The organism is Duganella dendranthematis, from assembly GCF_012849375.1.
Classification (GTDB): domain Bacteria; phylum Pseudomonadota; class Gammaproteobacteria; order Burkholderiales; family Burkholderiaceae_D; genus Rugamonas; species Rugamonas dendranthematis.
The window spans coordinates 3471229-3490341 of record NZ_CP051684.1 but is presented as its reverse complement, the minus strand read 5'-3'; the positions used below and the strand labels follow the sequence as shown (position 1 = coordinate 3490341).

Sequence of the window (19113 nt, the reverse complement as noted above, 5' to 3'; positions counted from 1 at the left end):
CGTCAAAAGCGTGGAAGGTGGGCAAACGGCAGCGCGCCGCCGCTGACGCGCATACGGCCGAATTCAGCGCAGCGGTGCAACGTCGGAATCGCCTTGTCCGGATTGAGCAGGCCGGCCGGATCGAAGCTGCGCTTCACCGAGAAAAATGCCTCCAGCTCCGAAGGCGTGAACTGCACGCACATCGAATCGATCTTCTCGATGCCGACACCATGCTCGCCGGTGATGGTGCCGCCCACTGCCACGCACAACGCGAGAATCTCCGCGCCAAAGGCTTCGGCGCGCTGGAACTCGTCCGGGATGTTCGCATTAAACAGAATCAGCGGATGCAGATTGCCATCGCCCGCGTGGAACACGTTCGCGCAGCGCAGGCCATACTTGATTTCCATCGCCGCAATGCCGGCCAACACCTCGCCCAGACGCTTGCGCGGGATGGTGCCATCCATGCAGTAATAGTCAGGCGAGATGCGGCCTGCGGCGGGAAAAGCGTTCTTGCGGCCGGACCAGAATTTGAGCCGCTCCGCCTCCGACTGCGACACCGCAATCGCAATCGCGCCGGCGTCATTCAGCACCGCCGACATGCGCGTGATGTCCTCTTCCACTTCCTCGATGGTGCCATCGGCCTCGCACAGCAGGATGGCGGCGGCATCGGTGTCATACCCGGCCTTGACGAACGGCTCGACCATGCGCGACGACGTCTGGTCCATCATCTCCAGGCCGGCGGGAATGATGCCGGCGGCGATCAGCGCCGCCACCGCGTGGCACCCCTTGACCACCTCATCGAATGACGCCATGATCACGCGCGCGGTAGCCGGCTTGGGCACCAGCTTCACCGTCACCTCGGTAACAATCCCCAGCATGCCCTCGGAACCGATGAACACCGACAGCAGATCCAGCCCCGGCGCATCGAGCGCGCCGCTGCCGAGTTCCACCACATCGCCCTCGATGGTCACCACGCGCACGCGCAGCACGTTGTGCACCGTCAGACCGTACTTCAAACAGTGCACACCGCCCGAATTCTCTGCCACATTGCCGCCGATAGTGCAGGCGATCTGCGACGACGGATCAGGCGCGTAATACAACCCATACTGCGCCGCCGCTTCCGAAATCGCCAGATTGCGCACGCCCGGCTGTACCACTGCGGTACGCGACGTCGCATCCATGCGCACGATCCGGTTCATTCGAGCGGTCGACAACACCACACCCTCGGCAATCGGCATGGCGCCGCCGGACAAACCGGTGCCGGCGCCACGCGGCACAATCGGCACGTTCAAGTCATGGCACACCTTGAGCACTGCAACAATCTGCGCTTCGCTATCCGGCAATACGACGATCATCGGCAGCTGCCGATAAGCGGCCAGGCCGTCGCACTCATAGGGACGCGTATCCTCCGGCGCCGACAGCACGGCACGCGCCGGCAGCACATGCTGCAACGCCGCAGCCACCTCCGCCCGCCGCCCGCCAGGATCAGTAACAGTGTTCATTGGTGCTCACGCCTGAAAACACAGATACACGATTGTAAGCACAAATCAGAGGCCCGTTGTTGTATTCTTCGGTGCATAACCAATCAGAGGCTGAACATTATGGGTAACCGACTTTCTAAAATCGCCACGCGTACCGGTGACGGCGGCACGACTGGCCTTGGCGACGGCAGCCGCACCGACAAGGACAGCATCCGCATTATCGCCATCGGCGAGGTGGATGAGCTGAATTCGCATCTGGGGCTGCTGCTGTGCGAGGACATGCCAGCCGATCTGCGCGAGGAGCTGATCACCATCCAGCACGATCTGTTCGACCTGGGCGGGGAGCTGTGCATTCCGGGCTATCAGATGATCAAGGAAGCGCATGTCGAGCGGCTGGATGTGCTGCTGGCGAAGTACAACGCCACGCTGCCGCCGCTGACGGAATTCATCCTGCCGGCCGGATCGCGCGCATCGTCGCAGGCGCATGTGTGCCGGACCGTGTGCCGCCGTGCGGAACGCAGCATCGTCACGCTGGGCAAGGCCGAGACCATCCACGAACATCCGCGCCAGTATGTGAACCGCTTGTCGGACCTGCTGTTCGTGCTGTCGCGCGTGTTGAACCGCTACGCCGGCGGCAGCGACGTGCTGTGGCAGCACGAACGCAAGCGCGATTAATCCCCAAACAGCCGCGCCATGCCGCGTGCCATACTGAGACGCGAAGCGTTGGCAGGATAGGCGCCGGAGATCAGCGCGGACTGCTCCCCTTCCGCCAGCTTGCGATAGAAGCTGACGATGTCTTCCGCCGACCAGCCGGCGCGGTGCGCCAGCACCATGCCGAGGTGGTCGGCCTCGGATTCCTGCAAGCTCGATAGCTTCGACAAGCGGATTTGCAGCGACAGGTCGCTATCCAGCCGCGCCATCACCACGTCCAGTGGCACGGCCGGCAGACGATTCACCAGCATCGCCTCCGAAAAGGTTTCGCGATGATGTTCGGCCACCGCGTGCGCCACTTCATGCGCCAGCAGCGTCGCCAGCTCGCCGTCGGTCAGCGCCAGCTGGTGCACGAAGCCGCTGCCGACCAGGATCTTCCCGCCCGCCATGCAGATCGCATCCACTTCGGTATCGCTGGTGGTGTGGACTTCCCACTGCCATTGCGCCGCTTCCGGTTTCAATTCGATAGCCACACGTATCAGTTCGGCGCTGATGTAGCGCAGGCGCGCCAGCAGCGCGCGATCTTCATCCAGCTTGCCGGCCGCCGCCAGATCGACTGTGCGGTCGATATAGCGTTCCTCCATGCCGGCATCCACTTCCGCCGCGCTGTACAGTAGCTCCTGCGCGCGGCCGGATTCCGGCACTTGCGCCTGCGCGGTGCAGGCTAGCAGCAGTAACAAGGTTGCGCAAGCGGTTTTCATGTCATCCTCTGATATAAACTGTTTATATCAATATAGGACAGCTTACCCGCTACGCAAGGAAATTTCAGGAAGCGTTGTATCCCGGCAGCAGAGCGATTTGTTCTGCGAGATAGTCCAGCAGCAATCGTGCCCGCAATGGCTGGTAGCGGCGCGACGGCGACAGCAGGTGCAGCGGCTGCTCTTGCCCATGCCATCGAGGCAGCACGCGCACCAATGCGTCACTGTCCAGCAAGTCCTGCACCAGCCATAGCGGGCACAGACCAATGCCGCCGCCGGCTGCCAGCGCTTCACGGATAGCCAGTGCATGATTGACGCGATAACGCCCCCGCGTCGGCACGGTTTCGGTATGTTCGCCGTTGTACAATGTGAGCAGATCGCCATCAGCCAGCCAGGCGAAACGGATATAGTCGTGGCGCGCCAGATCCTGCGGCTGCTTTGGTTTGCCGTGCGCACGCAGATAGTCCGGCGACGCCACCAGCTGGCGCGGCGAGCTTCCGGCCAGCCGCGCAATCGCGTCAGGCGGCAGTTCGCGCCCCTGGCGGACGGCGATGTCGACGCCTTCCTTGACCAGATCGACCATGCGGTCATCGAGTATCAGTTCGATGTCAACTTGCGGATGCCGCGCCAGGAAAGGCGCCAGCATGGCGTTGAGGCAGAATTGCCCAAACGCTGCCGGCGCATTCACGCGGATCAGACCCGCCGGCGTTTCGGTCTGGCCGCGCGCTTCCGCTACCGCTTCCTGATATTCGGCCAGCACGCCGAGCGCGCGCTGGTAGAAGCGCATGCCTTGCGGCGTGGCTTGCAAGCTGGTGGTGCTGCGTTCCAGCAGCCGCACGCCCAGTTCCCGCTCCAGCGCAGCGACTATTTTGCTGACGGTTGGCTGTGTTGTGCCTTCCTCGCGGGCGACGGCGGACAGGCTGCCCAATTCAACGGCGCGCACAAAGCAGCGTAGCGAACGGATGGTATCCATCTGATCCTCATTCGATATTTGAATGAAGTATAGTCACAATTGCCATCTTCTGGGCTTGAATGGAATGTCCTATCGTGGGCTTTTCGACAGGAGAGCATCATGAAGCGATACCTTGCAGCTGCCACGCTGGCAGCCATCATCACTACGCCGCAGGCGGCGGAAAACTGGCTGGCGACCTGGCAGGCCAGTCCTCATGCGGTCTGGGAGGCCAGCGAGTTTGCGCTGCCGTCCGGGGTGCCGGCGGTGCTGGAGCGGCAGACGGTGCGCGAGACGGCGCGCATCAGCATCGGCGGTTCGCGGCTGCGCGTGGTGCTGTCGAACCGCTATGGCACGCAGCCGCTCGTGGTGGGCGAGGTGCGTGTTGGACGCGCCGGAGAGACCATGCGGCCGCTGACTTTCGGCGGTCAGGTCAGCCTGGTGATTCCGCCCGGCGCCCCTGCCCTTAGCGATGCGCTGGAGATGCCGGTGGCGGCGTTGGAAAAACTTGCCGTCAGCGTGTATCTGCCGGAGCATACGCCGTTGGCGACCTTTCACTGGGGAGCGCAGCAGACAGGCGTGATTGTGGATGGCAATCGCACTGCCGACGCCACGCTGGCGGGTGCCCAGCCATTGCACGGCCGCGCGCTGCTCAGCGGTATCTGGGTGGCGGCGCCTGCCGAAGCTGAGACGGCGACGGCAGCGGCGTCGGAGGCGATGGCGACGGGGGCGATGGCAACGGCGGCGGCGAGACCGGCTGCGGGCGTGGTCGCCGCATTTGGCGACTCAATCACTGATGGTAATGGCTCCACGCCGGACCAGGACCATCGATGGCCAGACTACCTCGCCGCGCGCCTCAGCCCCGGCGGTGTGGCGGTAGTCAACGCCGGCATTTCAGGCGCGCGCCTGCTGGGCGACCGCATGGGCGTCAACGCGGCGGCGCGCTTCGAGCTAGACGTGCTGTCGCAGCCCGGCGTCCGCACCGCGATTGTGCTGATGGGGACTAACGACATCGGCTGGCCGCAATCCATCTTCGCCCCGCATGAAGCGCCGATGACGTTAAACCGCATGATCGCCGCCTACCGCCAACTGATCGCCCAGGCCCGCGCGCGCCAGGTGCGCATTATCGGCGCCACGCTGCCGCCGTTTGAAGGCACAGCCATCGACGGCTACTACACGCCAGCCAAGGACGCGCTGCGCCGGCAGGTCAATCAATGGATCAGGGAGAGCGCGGAATTCGACGCGGTGGCCGATATGGATGCGCTGCTGCGTGACCCGCAGCAGCCGTCACGCATGCAACCGCGCTACGACAGCGGCGACCACCTGCACCCCGGCGATGCGGGATACGAGGCGATGGCCGCCGAAGTAGCGCGTGTGCTTAGCCGTTATTAACGACCAGGCGCGGCTCGTCGCTCAGGTAACGCTGCTTGATCGAAGCGGTGATGCCGGCGGCGTCCAGGCCCACGCTGGACAGCAGCTTGGCCGGGTCGCCGTGGTCGATGAACTTGTCCGGCAGGCCAAGCATCAGCACCGGCTTGACAATGCCTTCCGCCGCCAGCGCTTCCGCCACGGCAGCACCGGCGCCGCCCATGATGCAGCCCTCTTCCACCGTCACGAAGTAATCGTGATCGGCGGCCAGCTGCTTGACCAGTTCCACGTCCAGCGGCTTGACGAAGCGCATATTGGCCACGGTGGCGTTCAGCGTGTCGCCGGCGGCCATGGACGGTGCCACCATCGAGCCAAACGCCAGGATCGCGATTTTCTGGCCAGTGCGCTTGATTTCGCCCTTGCCGATTTCAATCGTGGTCAGTTCAGGCTTGATCGCCGCGCCGATGCCGGCGCCGCGCGGATAGCGGATCGCTGCCGGACCGTTGTACTGGTAGCCGGTGGTCAGCATCTGGCGGCATTCGTTTTCGTCCGACGCCGCCATCACTACCATGTTCGGGATGCAGCGCAGGTAAGCCAGATCGTAGTTACCGGCGTGGGTGGCGCCGTCCGCACCGACCAGGCCTGCACGGTCCAGCGCAAAGGTCACGTCCAGGTTTTGCAGCGCCACGTCGTGGATCAACTGATCGTAGGCGCGTTGCAGGAAGGTCGAGTAGATCGCCACCACCGGCTTGAGGCCTTCGCAAGCCAGGCCGCCGGCAAAGGTCACCGAATGCTGCTCGGCGATGCCGACGTCGAAGTAACGGTCCGGATACTCATGGTTGAAGCGCACCATGCCCGAGCCTTCGCGCATGGCCGGCGTGATGCCGACGAGTTTCTTGTCGACGGCGGCCATGTCGCACAGCCAGTCGCCAAATACTTCAGTGTAGGTTTTCTTGGCCGGCGCGGCGGCCGGCTTGATGCCTTCAGCCGGATTGAACTTGCCGGTGCCGTGATACAGGATAGGCTCGGCCTCGGCCAGCTTGTAGCCCTGGCCCTTCTTGGTCACCACGTGCAGGAACTGTGGGCCTTTCAGGTGCTTGATGTTTTGCAGCGTCGGGATCAGCGAGTCCAGGTCATGGCCGTCGATCGGGCCGATGTAGTTAAAGCCGAATTCCTCGAACATCGTGGCCGGAACCACCATGCCCTTCGCATGTTCTTCCAGCTTCTTGGCCAGTTCCAGCACGGGGCCAGGCAGCACCGACTTGCCGACGTTCTTGGCGGCGGCGTAGAACTGACCGGACATCAAACGCGCCAGATAGCGATTCAGCGCGCCGACCGGCGGCGAGATCGACATATCGTTATCGTTCAGGATCACCAGCAGATTGACGTCGTCCTGCACACCGGCGTTGTTCAGCGCCTCGAACGCCATACCGGCCGTCATCGAACCGTCGCCGATCACCGCGATCGCGTGGCGATGTTCGCCCTTGATCTTGGCCGCCTGCGCCATCCCCAGCGCCGCCGAGATGGAGGTCGACGAGTGCGCGGTGCCGAAGGTGTCGTATTCCGATTCGTCGCGTTTCGGGAAGCCCGAGATGCCGTCCAACTGGCGCAGCGTGTGCATGCGGTCGCGGCGGCCGGTCAGGATCTTGTGCGAGTAGGTCTGGTGGCCCACGTCCCAGACGATGCGGTCATGCGGCGTGTTGAACACGTAGTGCAGCGCTACCGTCAGTTCCACCGTACCGAGATTGGACGACAGATGGCCGCCGGTCTTGGATACGGAATCGAGCAGGTAGGCGCGCAGTTCATGCGCCAGCGGCGTCAGTTGGCTGTACGGCAGTTTGCGTACATCGGCCGGGGAATCTATTTTTTCGAGCAAGTTCATTTATGCCTTCCGCTGCACGATCAGGTCCGCGAGTTCGCGTAATCGCAAAGCTTTTTCTCCAAACGGCGCGAGCGCTGCGTGCGCGTCGAGCCGCAATTTTTCCGCCAGTGCGCGCGACGGTTCCAGACCTAAAATGGAAACGTAGGTCGGCTTGTTATCGGCGGCATCCTTGCCGGCGGTCTTGCCCAGCGTGGCCGAATCGGCCGTCGCGTCGAGTACATCGTCCACCACCTGGAACGCCAGGCCGATGGCGCGCGCATACACATTCAGCGCACTCAATTCTTCGTCCGACAAATCCTTGCCGGCCAAGGCGCCCAGCACCACCGACGCGCGCAGCAAGGCGCCGGTCTTCAGCTGGTGCATGCGTTCCAGCTGCTCCAGCGTCAGGCTGACGCCGACGCTGTCCAGATCAATCGCCTGGCCGCCGCACATGCCGGCCGAACCGGAGGCCTCGCCGAGCAGGCGCACCATCGCCAGCACGCGCGCCGGCGGAATCTGGTCCGCTGCCGACAGCACCATGAAGGCTTGCGACTGCAAGGCGTCGCCGACCAGCAGCGCGGTGGCTTCGTCGTAGGCGATGTGCACGGTCGGTTTGCCGCGACGCAGTTCATCGTCGTCCATGCAAGGCATGTCGTCGTGCACCAGCGAGTAGGCATGGATCATTTCGACGGCGGCAGCGGCGCGGCTCAGGGTCGCCGAATCGGCGCCGAACAGCGCACCGGCCGCGTACACCAGCAGCGGACGCACCCGCTTGCCGCCACCCAGCAGCGCATAGCGCATCGCCGCGTGCAATTTGGTTGGGATCACATCGGAAGAAGGCAGGAACCCGGATAAATCGTTTTCCGATCCGGCCTGCACGGTTTTCATCCAGTCGTCAAAGGCGCTCATTGTTCGCCCTCGCCGGTGACGACGAAGGGTTTCAGCATCTCGCCTTCCAGCACTTTGACCTGGGATTCCACTTTTTCCAGCTGGGCGGCGCAGAACTGCACCAGCGCCGAGCCGCGCGCGTAGGCGGCCACCGAAGCTTCCAGCGGCAGTTGGCCTGCCTCCATTTGCGCGACCAGCTGCGCCAGTTCCGCCATCGCTTCTTCAAACGAAGCGGGAGCGAGGGCGGCGGCGGTCGCGTCGGCAGTTAATTTCTTAGACATAGTCACTCAGTTATCTTTGGCATGCTTGGCACACGTGAGGCCCGCGCAGTGTAACCCGGTATTTTAGAACAAACCATCTTATCAGGTGGAACATTAGCGGGCCATGCAGCGGCGACTCTGGATTTTATCGCAATCGTCCCCATTTGCCTTGCAAGCATGCAGTTATTGCAATTTTTTGCACAATAAACGAGCACAGCACACTGTTAGTCGAGCGCAAAACACGGTATAATCGCCGGTTCCGTCCTAAATACCACCTCAACGCATTCGTATGCGGGTCTTTACGGATTCTGTCTCTTCTTGGTTTGAACATTAATTAAGGGGGGTTTGGATGTCCGATCTGGGTACCCACGCCAAGCTAGCGCGGCCAACTGCGCAACTTCCGGTAAGCGTCTATTTTGACGAATCGCTACTGCAGCGAGAAATGCAGCAACTGTTTAAAGCCGGTCCGCGTTATGTCGGACATGAGCTGATGGTGCCGAACGCCGGCGACTACGCCACCCTCGCCGCCGAGAATGAAGGCCGTATGCTGGTGCGTAACGCCGACGGCATCGAACTGGTGTCCAATGTCTGCCGTCACCGGCAGGCGCTGATGCTCAACGGCCGTGGCAATACGAACAACATCGTCTGCCCGTTGCACCGCTGGACCTACGACCTCAAGGGAGAGCTGATCGGCGCGCCGCACTTCCCCGAGACGCCGTGCCTGAACCTGCCCAAGACCCCGTTGCAAAACTGGAATGGCCTGCTGTTCGAGCAAAACGGCTACAACGTCATGGACGCGCTGAATGGCCTGTCGGTCACCAAGGACCTCGATTTCAGCGGCTATATGCTGGACCATGTGGAAGTGCACCACTGCGACTACAACTGGAAGACTTTCATCGAAGTCTACCTGGAGGATTACCACGTCGAGCCCTTCCATCCCGGCCTGGGCAGCTTCGTCACCTGTGACGACCTGCGCTGGGATTTCGGCCGCGAGTACAGTGTGCAGACGGTGGGCGTGCACAAGGGCCTGCAAAAGTCCGGCTCGGAAGTCTACAAGCACTGGCAGGAACAGGTGCTGAAGTTCCGTGGCGGTGAGCCGCCACCGTATGGCGCCATCTGGCTGACCCTGTATCCGAACATCATGGTCGAATGGTATCCGCACGTGCTGATCGTCTCGACCCTGTGGCCGGAAGGCCCGAACCGCACCAAGAACGTGGTGGAATTCTACTATCCGGAAGAAATCGTGCTGTTCGAGCGCGAATTCATCGAAGCCGAGCGCGCCGCCTACATGGAAACCTGCATCGAGGACGACGAAATCGGCCAACGCATGGACGCCGGCCGCAAGATCCTGATGGAGCGCGGCGAGACGGACGGCGGGCCGTACCAGTCACCGATGGAAGACGGCATGCAACACTTCCACGAGTGGTACCAACGCAAAATGGACTTATAAGGTTTTACGATGCAGTCACTTTGGATGTTGTTTGCGAGTTTTATGTTTGCGGTCATGGGGGTTTGCGTCAAGCTGGCTTCCGCAGAGTTCTCAACATCCGAATTGGTCATGTACCGGGGCGTGGTCGGCGTGATCACCCTCGGCACCATCATCACCTTGCGCGGCGAAACCTTCCGCACCGCCATGCCGGGCGCCCACGTGTGGCGCGGCCTGATCGGCGTCACTTCGCTGTGGCTGTGGTATTACTCGATCGGCCAGCTGCCGCTGGCCACCGCCATGACGCTCAACTACATGTCGCCGATCTGGATCGCCGTCTGGCTGTTCGCCATGGGCTGGTGGCACGCCAAGGGCGACATCAAATGGCCGCTGATGGTGGCCGTGGGGCTGAGCTTTGTCGGCGTCACCCTGCTGCTGCGTCCCGCCTTCAACGCCAACCAGCTGACGCCGGCGCTGATCGCGCTCGGGTCCAGCGTGATTACCGCCACCGCCTACATGCAGGTCCGCAAAATGGGCCTGGCCGGCGAGCCGGAAAACCGCGTGGTGTTCTATTTCACCGTCATGAACCTGGCGGCCGGCATCGTCGGCGTGTTCCTGACCGGTGGCAGCGACGGCCCGGTATGGCATCCGATTTCAAGTGTACGCAGCGGCCTGCTGCTGCTGGCCATCGGCGTGTGCGCCACCAGCGCGCAGATCGCCATGACGCGTGCCTACCGCCTCGGCAACACGCTGGTGGTAGCGAATCTGCAGTACACCGGCATCGTGTTTTCCAGCGTCTGGGGCGTGTTTATCTTCGGCGACGTGTTCGACTGGCATAGCTGGGCGGGCATCGGCATCATTCTCGCGTCAGGCATGGCCGCAACGTTCTACAATACCCGCAGCACCGACAAAGGCAAGGCTATTGCCGATACCGACCCCATCGCCAGCGAAGTATAAGGAAACCGTTCATGCACACCACCCTGATCGACGCCGCCACCCTGTCCCAACATCTGGACGACCCGAAATGGGTCATCCTCGATTGTCGCCACGACCTGATGCATCCGAACGCGGGCTTCGACAGCTTCGCCATCGGCCACATCGCCGGCGCACAGTTTGCCAACGTGGACACGGATTTGTCGGGCGCAAAGATTGGGGCGGACGGCAAATTCCAGGGCCGTCACCCGCTGCCGGGCCGCGCCGCCCTGATCGAAACGCTGCGCGGCTGGGGCATCGACGACGACACGCAAGTGGTCGCCTACGACGCGCACGGCGGCATGTTCGCGGCGCGCCTGTGGTGGCTGCTTCGCTGGGTCGGTCATCCGGCGGTGGCAGTGCTGGATGGTGGACTGGTGGCGTGGCAAGCGGCCGGCCAGCCGATGGTGACGCACGCCGAACGCCGCACGCCGGGCACAATCAGCGAGCGCGATTCGTTGGTTTCGACGGTGAGCGTGGATGACGTGGTGACCAACCTCTCGACGCAGACACGCACCGTGGTCGACGCCCGCGCCGCCGACCGCTATCGCGGCGAGAACGAAACTATCGACCCGGTCGGCGGCCACATCCCCGGCGCCAAGAACCGCTTCTTCAAAGACAACCTGACCGCCGATGGCCGCTTCAAGGACGCCGCGCAGTTGAAGGCCGAGTTTGCGCCGCTGTTCGCCAGCGCGCCAGAGGCCATCATGCAATGCGGCTCCGGCGTCACCGCCTGTCACAACCTGCTGGCCCTGGAAGTCGCCGGTATGCCGGGTGCGGCGCTGTATCCGGGGTCGTGGAGCGAGTGGGTGGGTGATGCCAGCCGACCGGTTGCGACCGGCAATTAAGATTGACGCCGTTGCCGCATCCAGCGCAAAACCAAGATTTCGCTCTGCGTTAATATGGGCCAGGGTTTGCTCTAAAGAGTGCTGGGCCTTGGCTGACCAGCGCACTGCCAGCTTACACAGCATACGCCCGGCTATTGCGGGCGCAAAGCGTGGACGACTAAGGGGGCGCAAGGTGCGCTATCGGCTGGCGATCTTAGCAATGAGCCAGCGGGCGGCGGCCGTTGTGGTGTAGAGGGCGATGCCGCCGACAAACAGGATCGCGCCGATGGTTTGGCTGCCACCCATGAAGGCCATGACGCCAATCAGGGCGAAGAAATCGCCAAAAACCATCCCGGCACTACGTTTGGTGCTTGTGATGTGTGACATAGCGTGGTCTCCAACACTCCATGTTGATTAGCATACCACCGCCCGCGGCTAAGCTTTGCGCTTTTGGCGCGCCCATCGTGTAATACGAATTTCAGATTTAGTCACACGATAGTCGATGACATGACCAGTTTTGGGAATGGGAAAGCGCCTCACGCCGCGCCTGGCTAAGCTGCGTCAAGGCAGCCATGCGATCCAGGCGAGCCAGATCCTCGGGGCTGAGTGCCGCGAGTGATTCAGCTTGCTTGTTTTGTCTGGCGTTCATCTGGCCATCATACTCCGAGTGACTATGATGGCGAGATATACACAATTGAGACGCCGCAAAACCCAATACAACAGGCCAAGGCGTCTCAACTTGCATCATTACCACATGATCACGCGCTGCTCAGGCGGCAGGTACATCGGGTCGCCCGGCTTGATGCCGAACGCTTCGTAGAAGCCTGGCTGGTTCATCACGGTGCCTTTGGCGCGGAATTCGCCTGGCGAGTGCGGGTCGCTCTTGATCTGGGCGATGGCCGCTTCCGGACGCAGCTTGGCGCGCCATTTCTGCGCGAAGCCGATGTACAGGCGCTGCTCACCCGTCAGGCCGTCGATCACCGGCGATGGCTTGCCGCCCAGCGAACGCTGGTAGGCTTTCAGCGTCAGCGACAAACCGGAGTTGTCGCCGATGTTTTCACCCAGCGTCAATTCACCGTTGATGAAGTAACCCGGCACCGGGCTGTACGAACCGTACTGCTTGACCAGGCCGGCAGCGCGCGCCTTGAAGGCGGCGCGGTCGTCGGCGGTCCACCAGTTGCGCAGGCGGCCTTTGGCGTCGTACTGGCTGCCCGAGTCGTCGAACGCGTGGCTGATTTCGTGGCCGAAGGTGATGCCCAGCAGGCCGTAGTTGACCGCGTCTTCCGCTTTGACGTTGAAGAACGGCGGCTGCAAGATCGCGGCCGGAATCGTGATCGCGTTCAGCGACGGGTTGTAGCTGGCGTTGACGGTTTGCGGCGTCATCGACCACTCTTCGCGGTCGACCGGCTTGCCCAGTTTGTCCAGGTTGCGTTGGCGAGCCCAGGCGCGCGAGGCGCGGACGTTGGCGATCAGATCGTTCGGCTGGGTTTTCAGCGCGCTGTAATCGCGCCATTTATCCGGGTAGGCGATGTTCGGACGCAGCGCGGCCAGCTTGGCTTGCGCTTCTTTCTTGGTCTCCGGGCCCATCCAGTCCAGCTTGTCGATGCCTTCCTTGAACGAGGCGACGAAGTTGTTGAACATGGCCATCACACGCGGCTTGGTTTCCGGCGCCAGGTAGGTTTTCACGTACAGCTTGCCGACCGCGTCGCTGAGCGCGCTGTCGGTGAAGCGCAGCGCCAGTTGCCATTGCGGTTCGCTTTGCGGCACACCGCGCAGCACGGTGCCTTCAAAGGCGAAGCGTTCCTTGACGGTGTCGCTGTCCAGGTAGGACGCGTAGCTTTCGATGATGCGCCAGTTGAAGTAGCTCTTCCATGCATCCAGCGGTACATCGGCCACGACTTCGGAGAAGCCGGTCAGGAAGCTTGGCTGACGCACCACGGCCGACGAGGCTTTCGGCGACATGCCGCTGGCGGCAAAGTAGGCCTTCCAGTCGAACGCCGGCGCCAGTTCGCTGAATTTGTCAAAGTCGACGCGGTTGTACGATTTGACCGGATCGCGCATCTGCACGCGGGTCCATTGCACCTTCGCCAGACGGGTCTCGATGTCGAGCACCTGCGCGGCGTGGGCGGCGGCATCCTTGTCGCCGCTCTTCGCCAGCAGCGTGGCGATGTGTTGCTGGTACTTGTCGCGCGCGCCTTTCAGTTTGGCGTCGTCATCCTTCAGGTAGTAGTCGCGGTCCGGCAGGCCCAGGCCGGACTGGCCGACGTTGAGCGTGTACTGCTCGGGATCCTGGGCATCGACCGATACTCCCGCCGAGAACGGCGTCTGGATGCTGTTGCGTTGCAGGTAGGCGAACAGCGCCGGCAGATCCTTCTTGTCTTTGACAGCCGCGACGTGCGCCAGGTCGCCGTGCAGCGGCTTGAAGCCGGCCGCATTGCGCGCCTTCTCATTCATGAAACTGGTGTACAGGTCCGCAATCTTGTGCGTCTCGCTGCCGGCCTTGCCGGGATTTTTCACGGCGGCGTCGATGACCGAACGCAGCTGGCCTTGCGCGGTTTCGCGCAGTTCAATGTAGGTGCCCCAGGTCGATTTATCGGCCGGGATTTCGGTGTTGCGGGTCCAGATCCCGTTAACGTAGCCGTAGAAGTCATCCTGCGGACGCACTGCCGAGTCCAGCGTTTTCAGGTCGATGCCGGATGTTTGCTGAGCATGCGATGGGGAGGATAGGAAGAATAAGGCGCAGCAGGCAGCGCTGACAAGCGTACGGTTCACGAGGAATTCCTTTAATTGTAGTGAGAGTCGCGGCGCATGGACCTTGCGGCCATGCAGCGGATGATTATAGCGTTCCATTGCACATAGGTAATGCTGCAAGGCAGCGTATTGTGGTAAAGACGCTGCACTTGCTGAAACGTTGATTTACAATTTTCCGGCCGCCGCCGCAGGTGGGTGTCCGACTCTCCAGTAAGCCGGCCCCGCACGGGGTCCCGCCGCCCGGGACGGCTGCTGACCAGCGATACATTCTGTTACACATTGATGACTGCCGCACCTCACCAGATGACGGTGGCCCGCCCAAGTCTGCTTAGTGGTGGGTGCCGATCAGGAACACGACAATGGCGACACCGGCCGCGATCAGCAGCACTTGTGGCACCGTCTCGCGCAGGGTGGCGCGGCGCTGCATTTGCGGCATCAGGTCGCTGAGCGCAATGTAGATGAAGCCGGATGAAGCGAACACCAGTACATAGGGGATCAGGCTGCTGGCGCGGTCCAGCGTGTAATAGCCCAGCAGGCCACCGGCAATCGCCAACAAGCTGCACAGCAGGTTGTACACATAGGCGCGGGTGCGCGAGAAGCCAGCGTTGAGCAGCACGATGAAGTCGCCGATTTCCTGCGGAATCTCGTGGGCGATAATCGCCAGCCCGGTCACCAGGCCCAGTTCCGGATTGGCCAGGAAGGCCGCCGCGATCAGGATGCCGTCGGTGAAGTTGTGCATGCCGTCGCCGACCAGGATCATCCAGCCGGCCTTGCCAGCTTCGTGCTTGTCATGGCCGTGGTGGTGGTGGTGACCGTCGTGCTCGTGATGATGCGAGTGGCGTAGGATCGCCAGCTTCTCCAGCAGGAAGAACGCCAGCAGCCCGCCCAGCAGCGTGGCGAACAAGCTGCGCGCGCTGGCCTGCGACTCGAACGCTTCCGGCAACGCATGCAGCAGCGACGTCGACAGCATGATGCCGACCGACAGGCTGACCATGCGCTCGACCACCTTGGACAGCAAGGTAAACGAGAACACGGCCGCCGCAGTGATGCTCACTACGCCAGCCAGTGTGGTTGCCAATAAGATGGAGATAAGTACGGGATCGATGTTATAGCCTCTGATGCTTGGGCGGTGCGCGCTGTCGCGCAGGCCGGGGCGTTATTTTACTCCCCAGCATGCTTTTTTGCTTAAAACCGCTCAAACGACACCGTTTTGCTTGAACCAAGCCAGTGTGCGGCCCCAACCGTCCTTGGCGTCGGCTTCGACGTAGCTCGGCCGGTAGTCGGCGTGGAAGGCGTGGCCGGAGTTGGGGTAGATGATGAAGGTCGACTTGTTCGGCCCCTTGGCCAGCGCTGCTTTCATCACGGTGATCGACTCCTGCGAGATGCCGGTATCCTTGGCGCCGTACAGGCCCAGCACCGGCACCGTCAGAGTGCCAGCAACATCGACCGGGTGCCTGGGAAAGTTGGCGTTGCTGTCCCCCATCAGCCGGCCGTACCAGGCCACGCCGGCCTTGATCGATGGGTTGTGCGCGGCGTACAGCCAGGTGATGCGGCCACCCCAGCAGAAGCCGGTGATGGCGATTTTGTCGGCATTACCGCCGCTTACCTTGGCCCAGGCCACAACCGCGTCGAGGTCGGTCAACACTTGCGCGTCCGGCGTTTTGGCGATGATGTCGCGTTGCAGGTCGGCGATGGAGGCGACCTTGGTCGGGTCCCCCTGGCGAACGAACAGATCCGGCGCCAGCGCCAGATAGCCTTGCTTGGCAAACCGGCGGGCGACGTCGGCGATATGCTCGTGCACGCCGAAGATTTCCGAGATCACCAGCACCACCGGCAGGTTGGTCTTGCCTTCCGGCTGGGCGCGGTAGACCGGCACATCCTGGCCGCCGATATTGAGAACGATGGTGCCGGCGGTCAGGCCAACCGTGTCGGTCTTGATGACGTTTTGCGCCATCACCGGCAGCGTGGCGGCGGCAAAGCCGGTGCCCAGCGCGGTCTTCAGGAAGCCGCGGCGATCGACGCCGTCCGACAGCCTGGTTTTAGTCAGCAAACTCTCTGCATCACGCGTCAAATCGTCCATCAGCATCCTCCATAGTTAGCCCCAGCACAGCAAGGGTCTGACCCGGCACGGGTCCGACCCTGAACTGCCGGGTTTAGTGTGCTTCATCCCAGTTGCTGCCAACCCCTACTTCAGCGATCAGCGGTACCTTCAATTGCGCCACGCCGGCCATCAGCTCCGGCAGTTTCTGCTTGATCAGTTCCAGCTCGGCGTCCGGCACTTCCAACACCAGTTCATCGTGCACCTGCATGATCATGCGCGTGCCCAGCTTCTCGGTTTCCAGCCAGTTCTGCACCGCGATCATGGCCAGCTTGATCAGGTCGGCGGCCGTGCCCTGCATCGGCGCGTTAATTGCCGCGCGTTCGGCGCCCTGGCGGCGCGGGCCGTTCGGCGAATTGATCTCCGGCAGCCACAGGCGGCGGCCGAACACCGTCTCCACATAACCGCGCGCCTTGGCCTGCAGGCGCGTGTCGTCCATGTACTGCTTGACGCCCGAGAAGCGCGCAAAGTAACGCTCGATGTAGCTCTGCGCCGCACCGCGCTCGATGCCCAGGTTGCTGGCCAGGCCGAACGCGCTCATGCCGTAAATCAGGCCGAAGTTAATCACCTTGGCGTAGCGGCGCTGTTCGTTTTCCACCGACTCCGGCGCGACGCCGAAAATTTCGGCGGCGGTGGCGCGGTGAATGTCCACGCCCTCGGCGAACGCGCGCAGCATGTTTTCGTCTTCCGAAATGTGCGCCATGATGCGCAGTTCGATCTGCGAATAGTCGGCCGACACAATGTGCGAGCCGGCCGGCGCCACAAACGCCTCGCGGATGCGGCGGCCTTCCTTGGTGCGGATCGGAATGTTTTGCAGATTCGGATCGTTGGACGCCAGGCGTCCCGTCACCGCCACCGCCTGTGCGTAATTGGTATGCACGCGGCCGGTCTGCGCGTTGATGCCCTTCGGCAGCTTGTCGGTGTAGGTCGATTTCAGCTTGGACAGGCTGCGGTATTCCAGCAGCACTTTCGGCAGCGGATAATCCTCGGCCAGCTTTTGCAGCACTTCCTCGTCGGTCGATGGCGCGCCGCTCGGGGTTTTCTTGACCACCGGCAGCTTCAGCTTCTCGAAGAAAATCTCGCCGATCTGCTTCGGCGAGCCGAGGTTGAACGGCTGCTCGGCCAGCTCATGCGCCTTGGCTTCCAGCTCGACGATGCGCGCACCGAGTTCGTTCGACTGCTGCGCCAGCAGCGCGGCGTCGATCTGCACGCCGTTGCGCTCGATCTTTTGCAGCACCACCGCCGTCGGCAGTTCGATGTTGCGGTAGATGAAGTTCAGCTTCTCGTCCTTCTCCACCTCGCCGATCATGTTCTGGTGCAGGCGCAGCGTGATGTCGGCGTCTTCCGCCGCGTACTCGGTGGCGCGGTCAATCGCCACCTGGTCGAAGGTGATCATGTTGACGCCCTTGCCGCACACGTCCACGAACGGAATCGTGGTGTGGTTAAGGTGGCGCAGCGCCAGGCTGTCCATGTCGTGCGTGCGGTGCGATTCAAACACATACGATTCCAGCAGCGTATCGTGATGGATGCCTTGCAGCGACACGCCATGGTTGGCGAAGATGTGACTGTCGTACTTGAGGTTCTGGCCGACCTTGAGCTTGCTGGCGTCTTCCAGCCACGGCTTGAGCTTGGCCAGCACATGCTCGCGCTCCAGTTGCGCCGGCACGCCCTGGTAGGCGTGCGCCACCGGGATGTAGCAGGCCTCGCCCGGCTTGACCGACAGCGAAATGCCGACCAGCTGCGCCGTCATCGGTTCCAGCGAAGTGGTTTCGGTATCGACCGCGGTCAGGTCGGCGGCATGGATGCGGGCGATCCACTGGTCAAGCTGCGCGTCGGTGCTGACCGTTTCGTAAGTGGCGATGACCGGTTCGGCGAACAGGTCGCCATTCATGGAGGCTGCGCCGCCGACCGGCGCGTCCAGCGACACTTTCACGGTCGAGGCCGGCGCGCCGGCCGGCGTGCTGGCCGCCACGCCCAGTTCGCGCAGCAGCGTCTTGAAGCCGTATTTGCCGAAGAAGGCCAGCAGCGATTCCTTGTCTTCCTCGCGCGCGACCAGCGATTCACTGATCGACACCATGTGGCCGGTCAGGTCGCAGTCCAGCTTGACGGTAATCAGTTCGCGGCCCTTCGGCAGCCATGCCAGCGCATCGCGCAGGTTCTGGCCGACGGCGCCGGTGATCTTGTCGGCGTTGGCGATCACGCCATCCAGCGAATCGTAGGCGCTCAGCCATTTCAGCGCCGTCTTCGGCCCGCACTTGCTCACGCCCGGCACGTTGTCGACGGTGTCGCCGATCAGGGTCAGGTAATCGATGATGCGGTTCGGCGGCACGCCGAACTTGGCCAGCACGCCAGCCTCGTCCATCTTCTCGTTGGTCATGGTGTTGATCAGCATGACCTTGTCGTTGACCAGCTGCGCCAGATCCTTGTCGCCGGTGGACACCACCACGTTCATGCCCGCCTTGGCCGCCTCGTACGACAGCGTGCCGATGACGTCGTCGGCCTCCACGCCCTCGACCATCAGGATCGGCCAGCCCATGGCCTTGACCGCCTCGTGGATCGGCTCGATCTGCAGGCGCAGGTCGTCCGGCATCGAGGCGCGCGTGGCCTTGTATTCCGGATACATATCGTCGCGGAAAGTCTTGCCCTTGGCGTCGAATACGCAGGCGATGTAGGCGGCCGGATAGTCCGCGCGCAGGCGGCGCAGCATATTGACCATGCCGTGCATGGCGCCGGTCGGGTGGCCGTCGGCGCTGCGCAGGTCGGGCAGCGCATGGAAAGCGCGATAAAGATAGCTGGAGCCGTCTACTAACAACAGGGTATTTTGCATAGGTACTAAGTGAGGAT

16 protein-coding genes are annotated in these 19113 nt (G+C 62.6%); 5 read left to right on the top strand and 11 right to left on the bottom strand.

The features are described 5' to 3' along the window. Positions 1-2: 2 nt before the first annotated feature. The gene (locus HH213_RS15910) at positions 3-1481 is read right to left on the bottom strand and encodes an FAD-linked oxidase C-terminal domain-containing protein (protein ID WP_169112856.1); all 1479 of its coding nucleotides are present in this window, start codon (positions 1479-1481) and stop codon (positions 3-5) included. Positions 1482-1580: 99 nt separating this feature from the next. On the opposite strand from HH213_RS15910, the gene HH213_RS15905 reads away from it, so the two are divergent. Further along, positions 1581-2135 carry a cob(I)yrinic acid a,c-diamide adenosyltransferase gene (locus HH213_RS15905; RefSeq protein WP_110847349.1) on the top strand — a complete coding sequence of 185 codons (555 nt, stop codon included), beginning with the start codon at positions 1581-1583 and terminating at the stop codon, positions 2133-2135. On the opposite strand, the gene HH213_RS15900 is transcribed toward HH213_RS15905, so the two are convergent. Beyond that, positions 2132-2872 carry a M48 family metalloprotease gene (locus HH213_RS15900; RefSeq protein WP_169112855.1) on the bottom strand — a complete coding sequence of 247 codons (741 nt, stop codon included), beginning with the start codon at positions 2870-2872 and terminating at the stop codon, positions 2132-2134. The genes HH213_RS15905 and HH213_RS15900 overlap by 4 nt on opposite strands. A 64-nt stretch (positions 2873-2936) precedes the next feature. Continuing rightward, positions 2937-3842 (bottom strand): LysR family transcriptional regulator, encoded by a 906-nt coding sequence (locus tag HH213_RS15895; RefSeq protein WP_169112854.1) that lies wholly within the window; start codon positions 3840-3842, stop codon positions 2937-2939. A 99-nt stretch (positions 3843-3941) separates the two neighbouring features. Between HH213_RS15895 and HH213_RS15890 the strand changes: the two genes are divergently transcribed. Then, positions 3942-5210, top strand: a complete 1269-nt coding sequence (locus HH213_RS15890) for an SGNH/GDSL hydrolase family protein (protein ID WP_169112853.1) — start codon at positions 3942-3944, stop codon at positions 5208-5210. Here the strand turns inward: HH213_RS15890 and dxs are convergent. From dxs to HH213_RS15875, 3 genes are read right to left on the bottom strand one after another with little or no spacing between them, the layout of a single operon-like run. Further along, on the bottom strand, positions 5197-7068 hold the full coding sequence (gene dxs / locus HH213_RS15885; protein ID WP_169112852.1) for a 1-deoxy-D-xylulose-5-phosphate synthase: 1872 nt from the start codon (positions 7066-7068) through the stop codon (positions 5197-5199). The genes HH213_RS15890 and dxs overlap by 14 nt on opposite strands. Beyond that, entirely contained in the window at positions 7069-7956 is an 888-nt protein-coding gene (locus tag HH213_RS15880) for a polyprenyl synthetase family protein (RefSeq protein ID WP_110847354.1), read from the bottom strand. Next, a complete protein-coding gene (locus tag HH213_RS15875; RefSeq protein ID WP_110847355.1) occupies positions 7953-8216 on the bottom strand; it encodes an exodeoxyribonuclease VII small subunit in 264 nt (87 codons plus the stop codon). The genes HH213_RS15880 and HH213_RS15875 overlap by 4 nt, the downstream gene beginning before the upstream one ends. A 328-nt stretch (positions 8217-8544) precedes the next feature. Here HH213_RS15875 and HH213_RS15870 point away from each other — a divergent pair, with 328 nt between their 5' ends. From HH213_RS15870 to HH213_RS15860, 3 genes are read left to right on the top strand one after another with little or no spacing between them, the layout of a single operon-like run. After that, entirely contained in the window at positions 8545-9645 is a 1101-nt protein-coding gene (locus tag HH213_RS15870; RefSeq protein WP_169112851.1) for an aromatic ring-hydroxylating oxygenase subunit alpha, read from the top strand. Positions 9646-9654: 9 nt separating this feature from the next. Continuing rightward, positions 9655-10578: a DMT family transporter gene (locus tag HH213_RS15865; protein WP_169112850.1), complete on the top strand. Its 924-nt coding sequence runs from the start codon at positions 9655-9657 to the stop codon at positions 10576-10578. An 11-nt stretch (positions 10579-10589) separates the two neighbouring features. Next, positions 10590-11441, top strand: a complete 852-nt coding sequence (locus HH213_RS15860) for a sulfurtransferase (RefSeq protein ID WP_169112849.1) — start codon at positions 10590-10592, stop codon at positions 11439-11441. A gap of 177 nt (positions 11442-11618) precedes the next feature. Here HH213_RS15860 and HH213_RS15855 read toward each other — a convergent pair whose 3' ends face one another. The 5 genes from HH213_RS15855 to polA form a co-directional block, all read right to left on the bottom strand. Further along, positions 11619-11807 (bottom strand): hypothetical protein, encoded by a 189-nt coding sequence (locus HH213_RS15855; protein WP_110847359.1) that lies wholly within the window; start codon positions 11805-11807, stop codon positions 11619-11621. Between the two features lie 360 nt (positions 11808-12167). Beyond that, positions 12168-14192, bottom strand: coding sequence for a M13 family metallopeptidase (locus HH213_RS15850; protein ID WP_169112848.1), 2025 nt, complete (start codon positions 14190-14192; stop codon positions 12168-12170). A 307-nt stretch (positions 14193-14499) separates the two neighbouring features. Next, the gene (locus HH213_RS15845) at positions 14500-15204 is read right to left on the bottom strand and encodes a ZIP family metal transporter (RefSeq protein ID WP_229263473.1); all 705 of its coding nucleotides are present in this window, start codon (positions 15202-15204) and stop codon (positions 14500-14502) included. 162 nt (positions 15205-15366) lie between these two features. After that, on the bottom strand, positions 15367-16251 hold the full coding sequence (locus tag HH213_RS15840) for a dienelactone hydrolase family protein (RefSeq protein ID WP_169112847.1): 885 nt from the start codon (positions 16249-16251) through the stop codon (positions 15367-15369). Positions 16252-16324: 73 nt separating this feature from the next. After that, on the bottom strand, positions 16325-19096 hold the full coding sequence (gene polA, locus HH213_RS15835) for a DNA polymerase I (RefSeq protein WP_169112846.1): 2772 nt from the start codon (positions 19094-19096) through the stop codon (positions 16325-16327). Between the last annotated feature and the right edge of the window lie 17 nt (positions 19097-19113).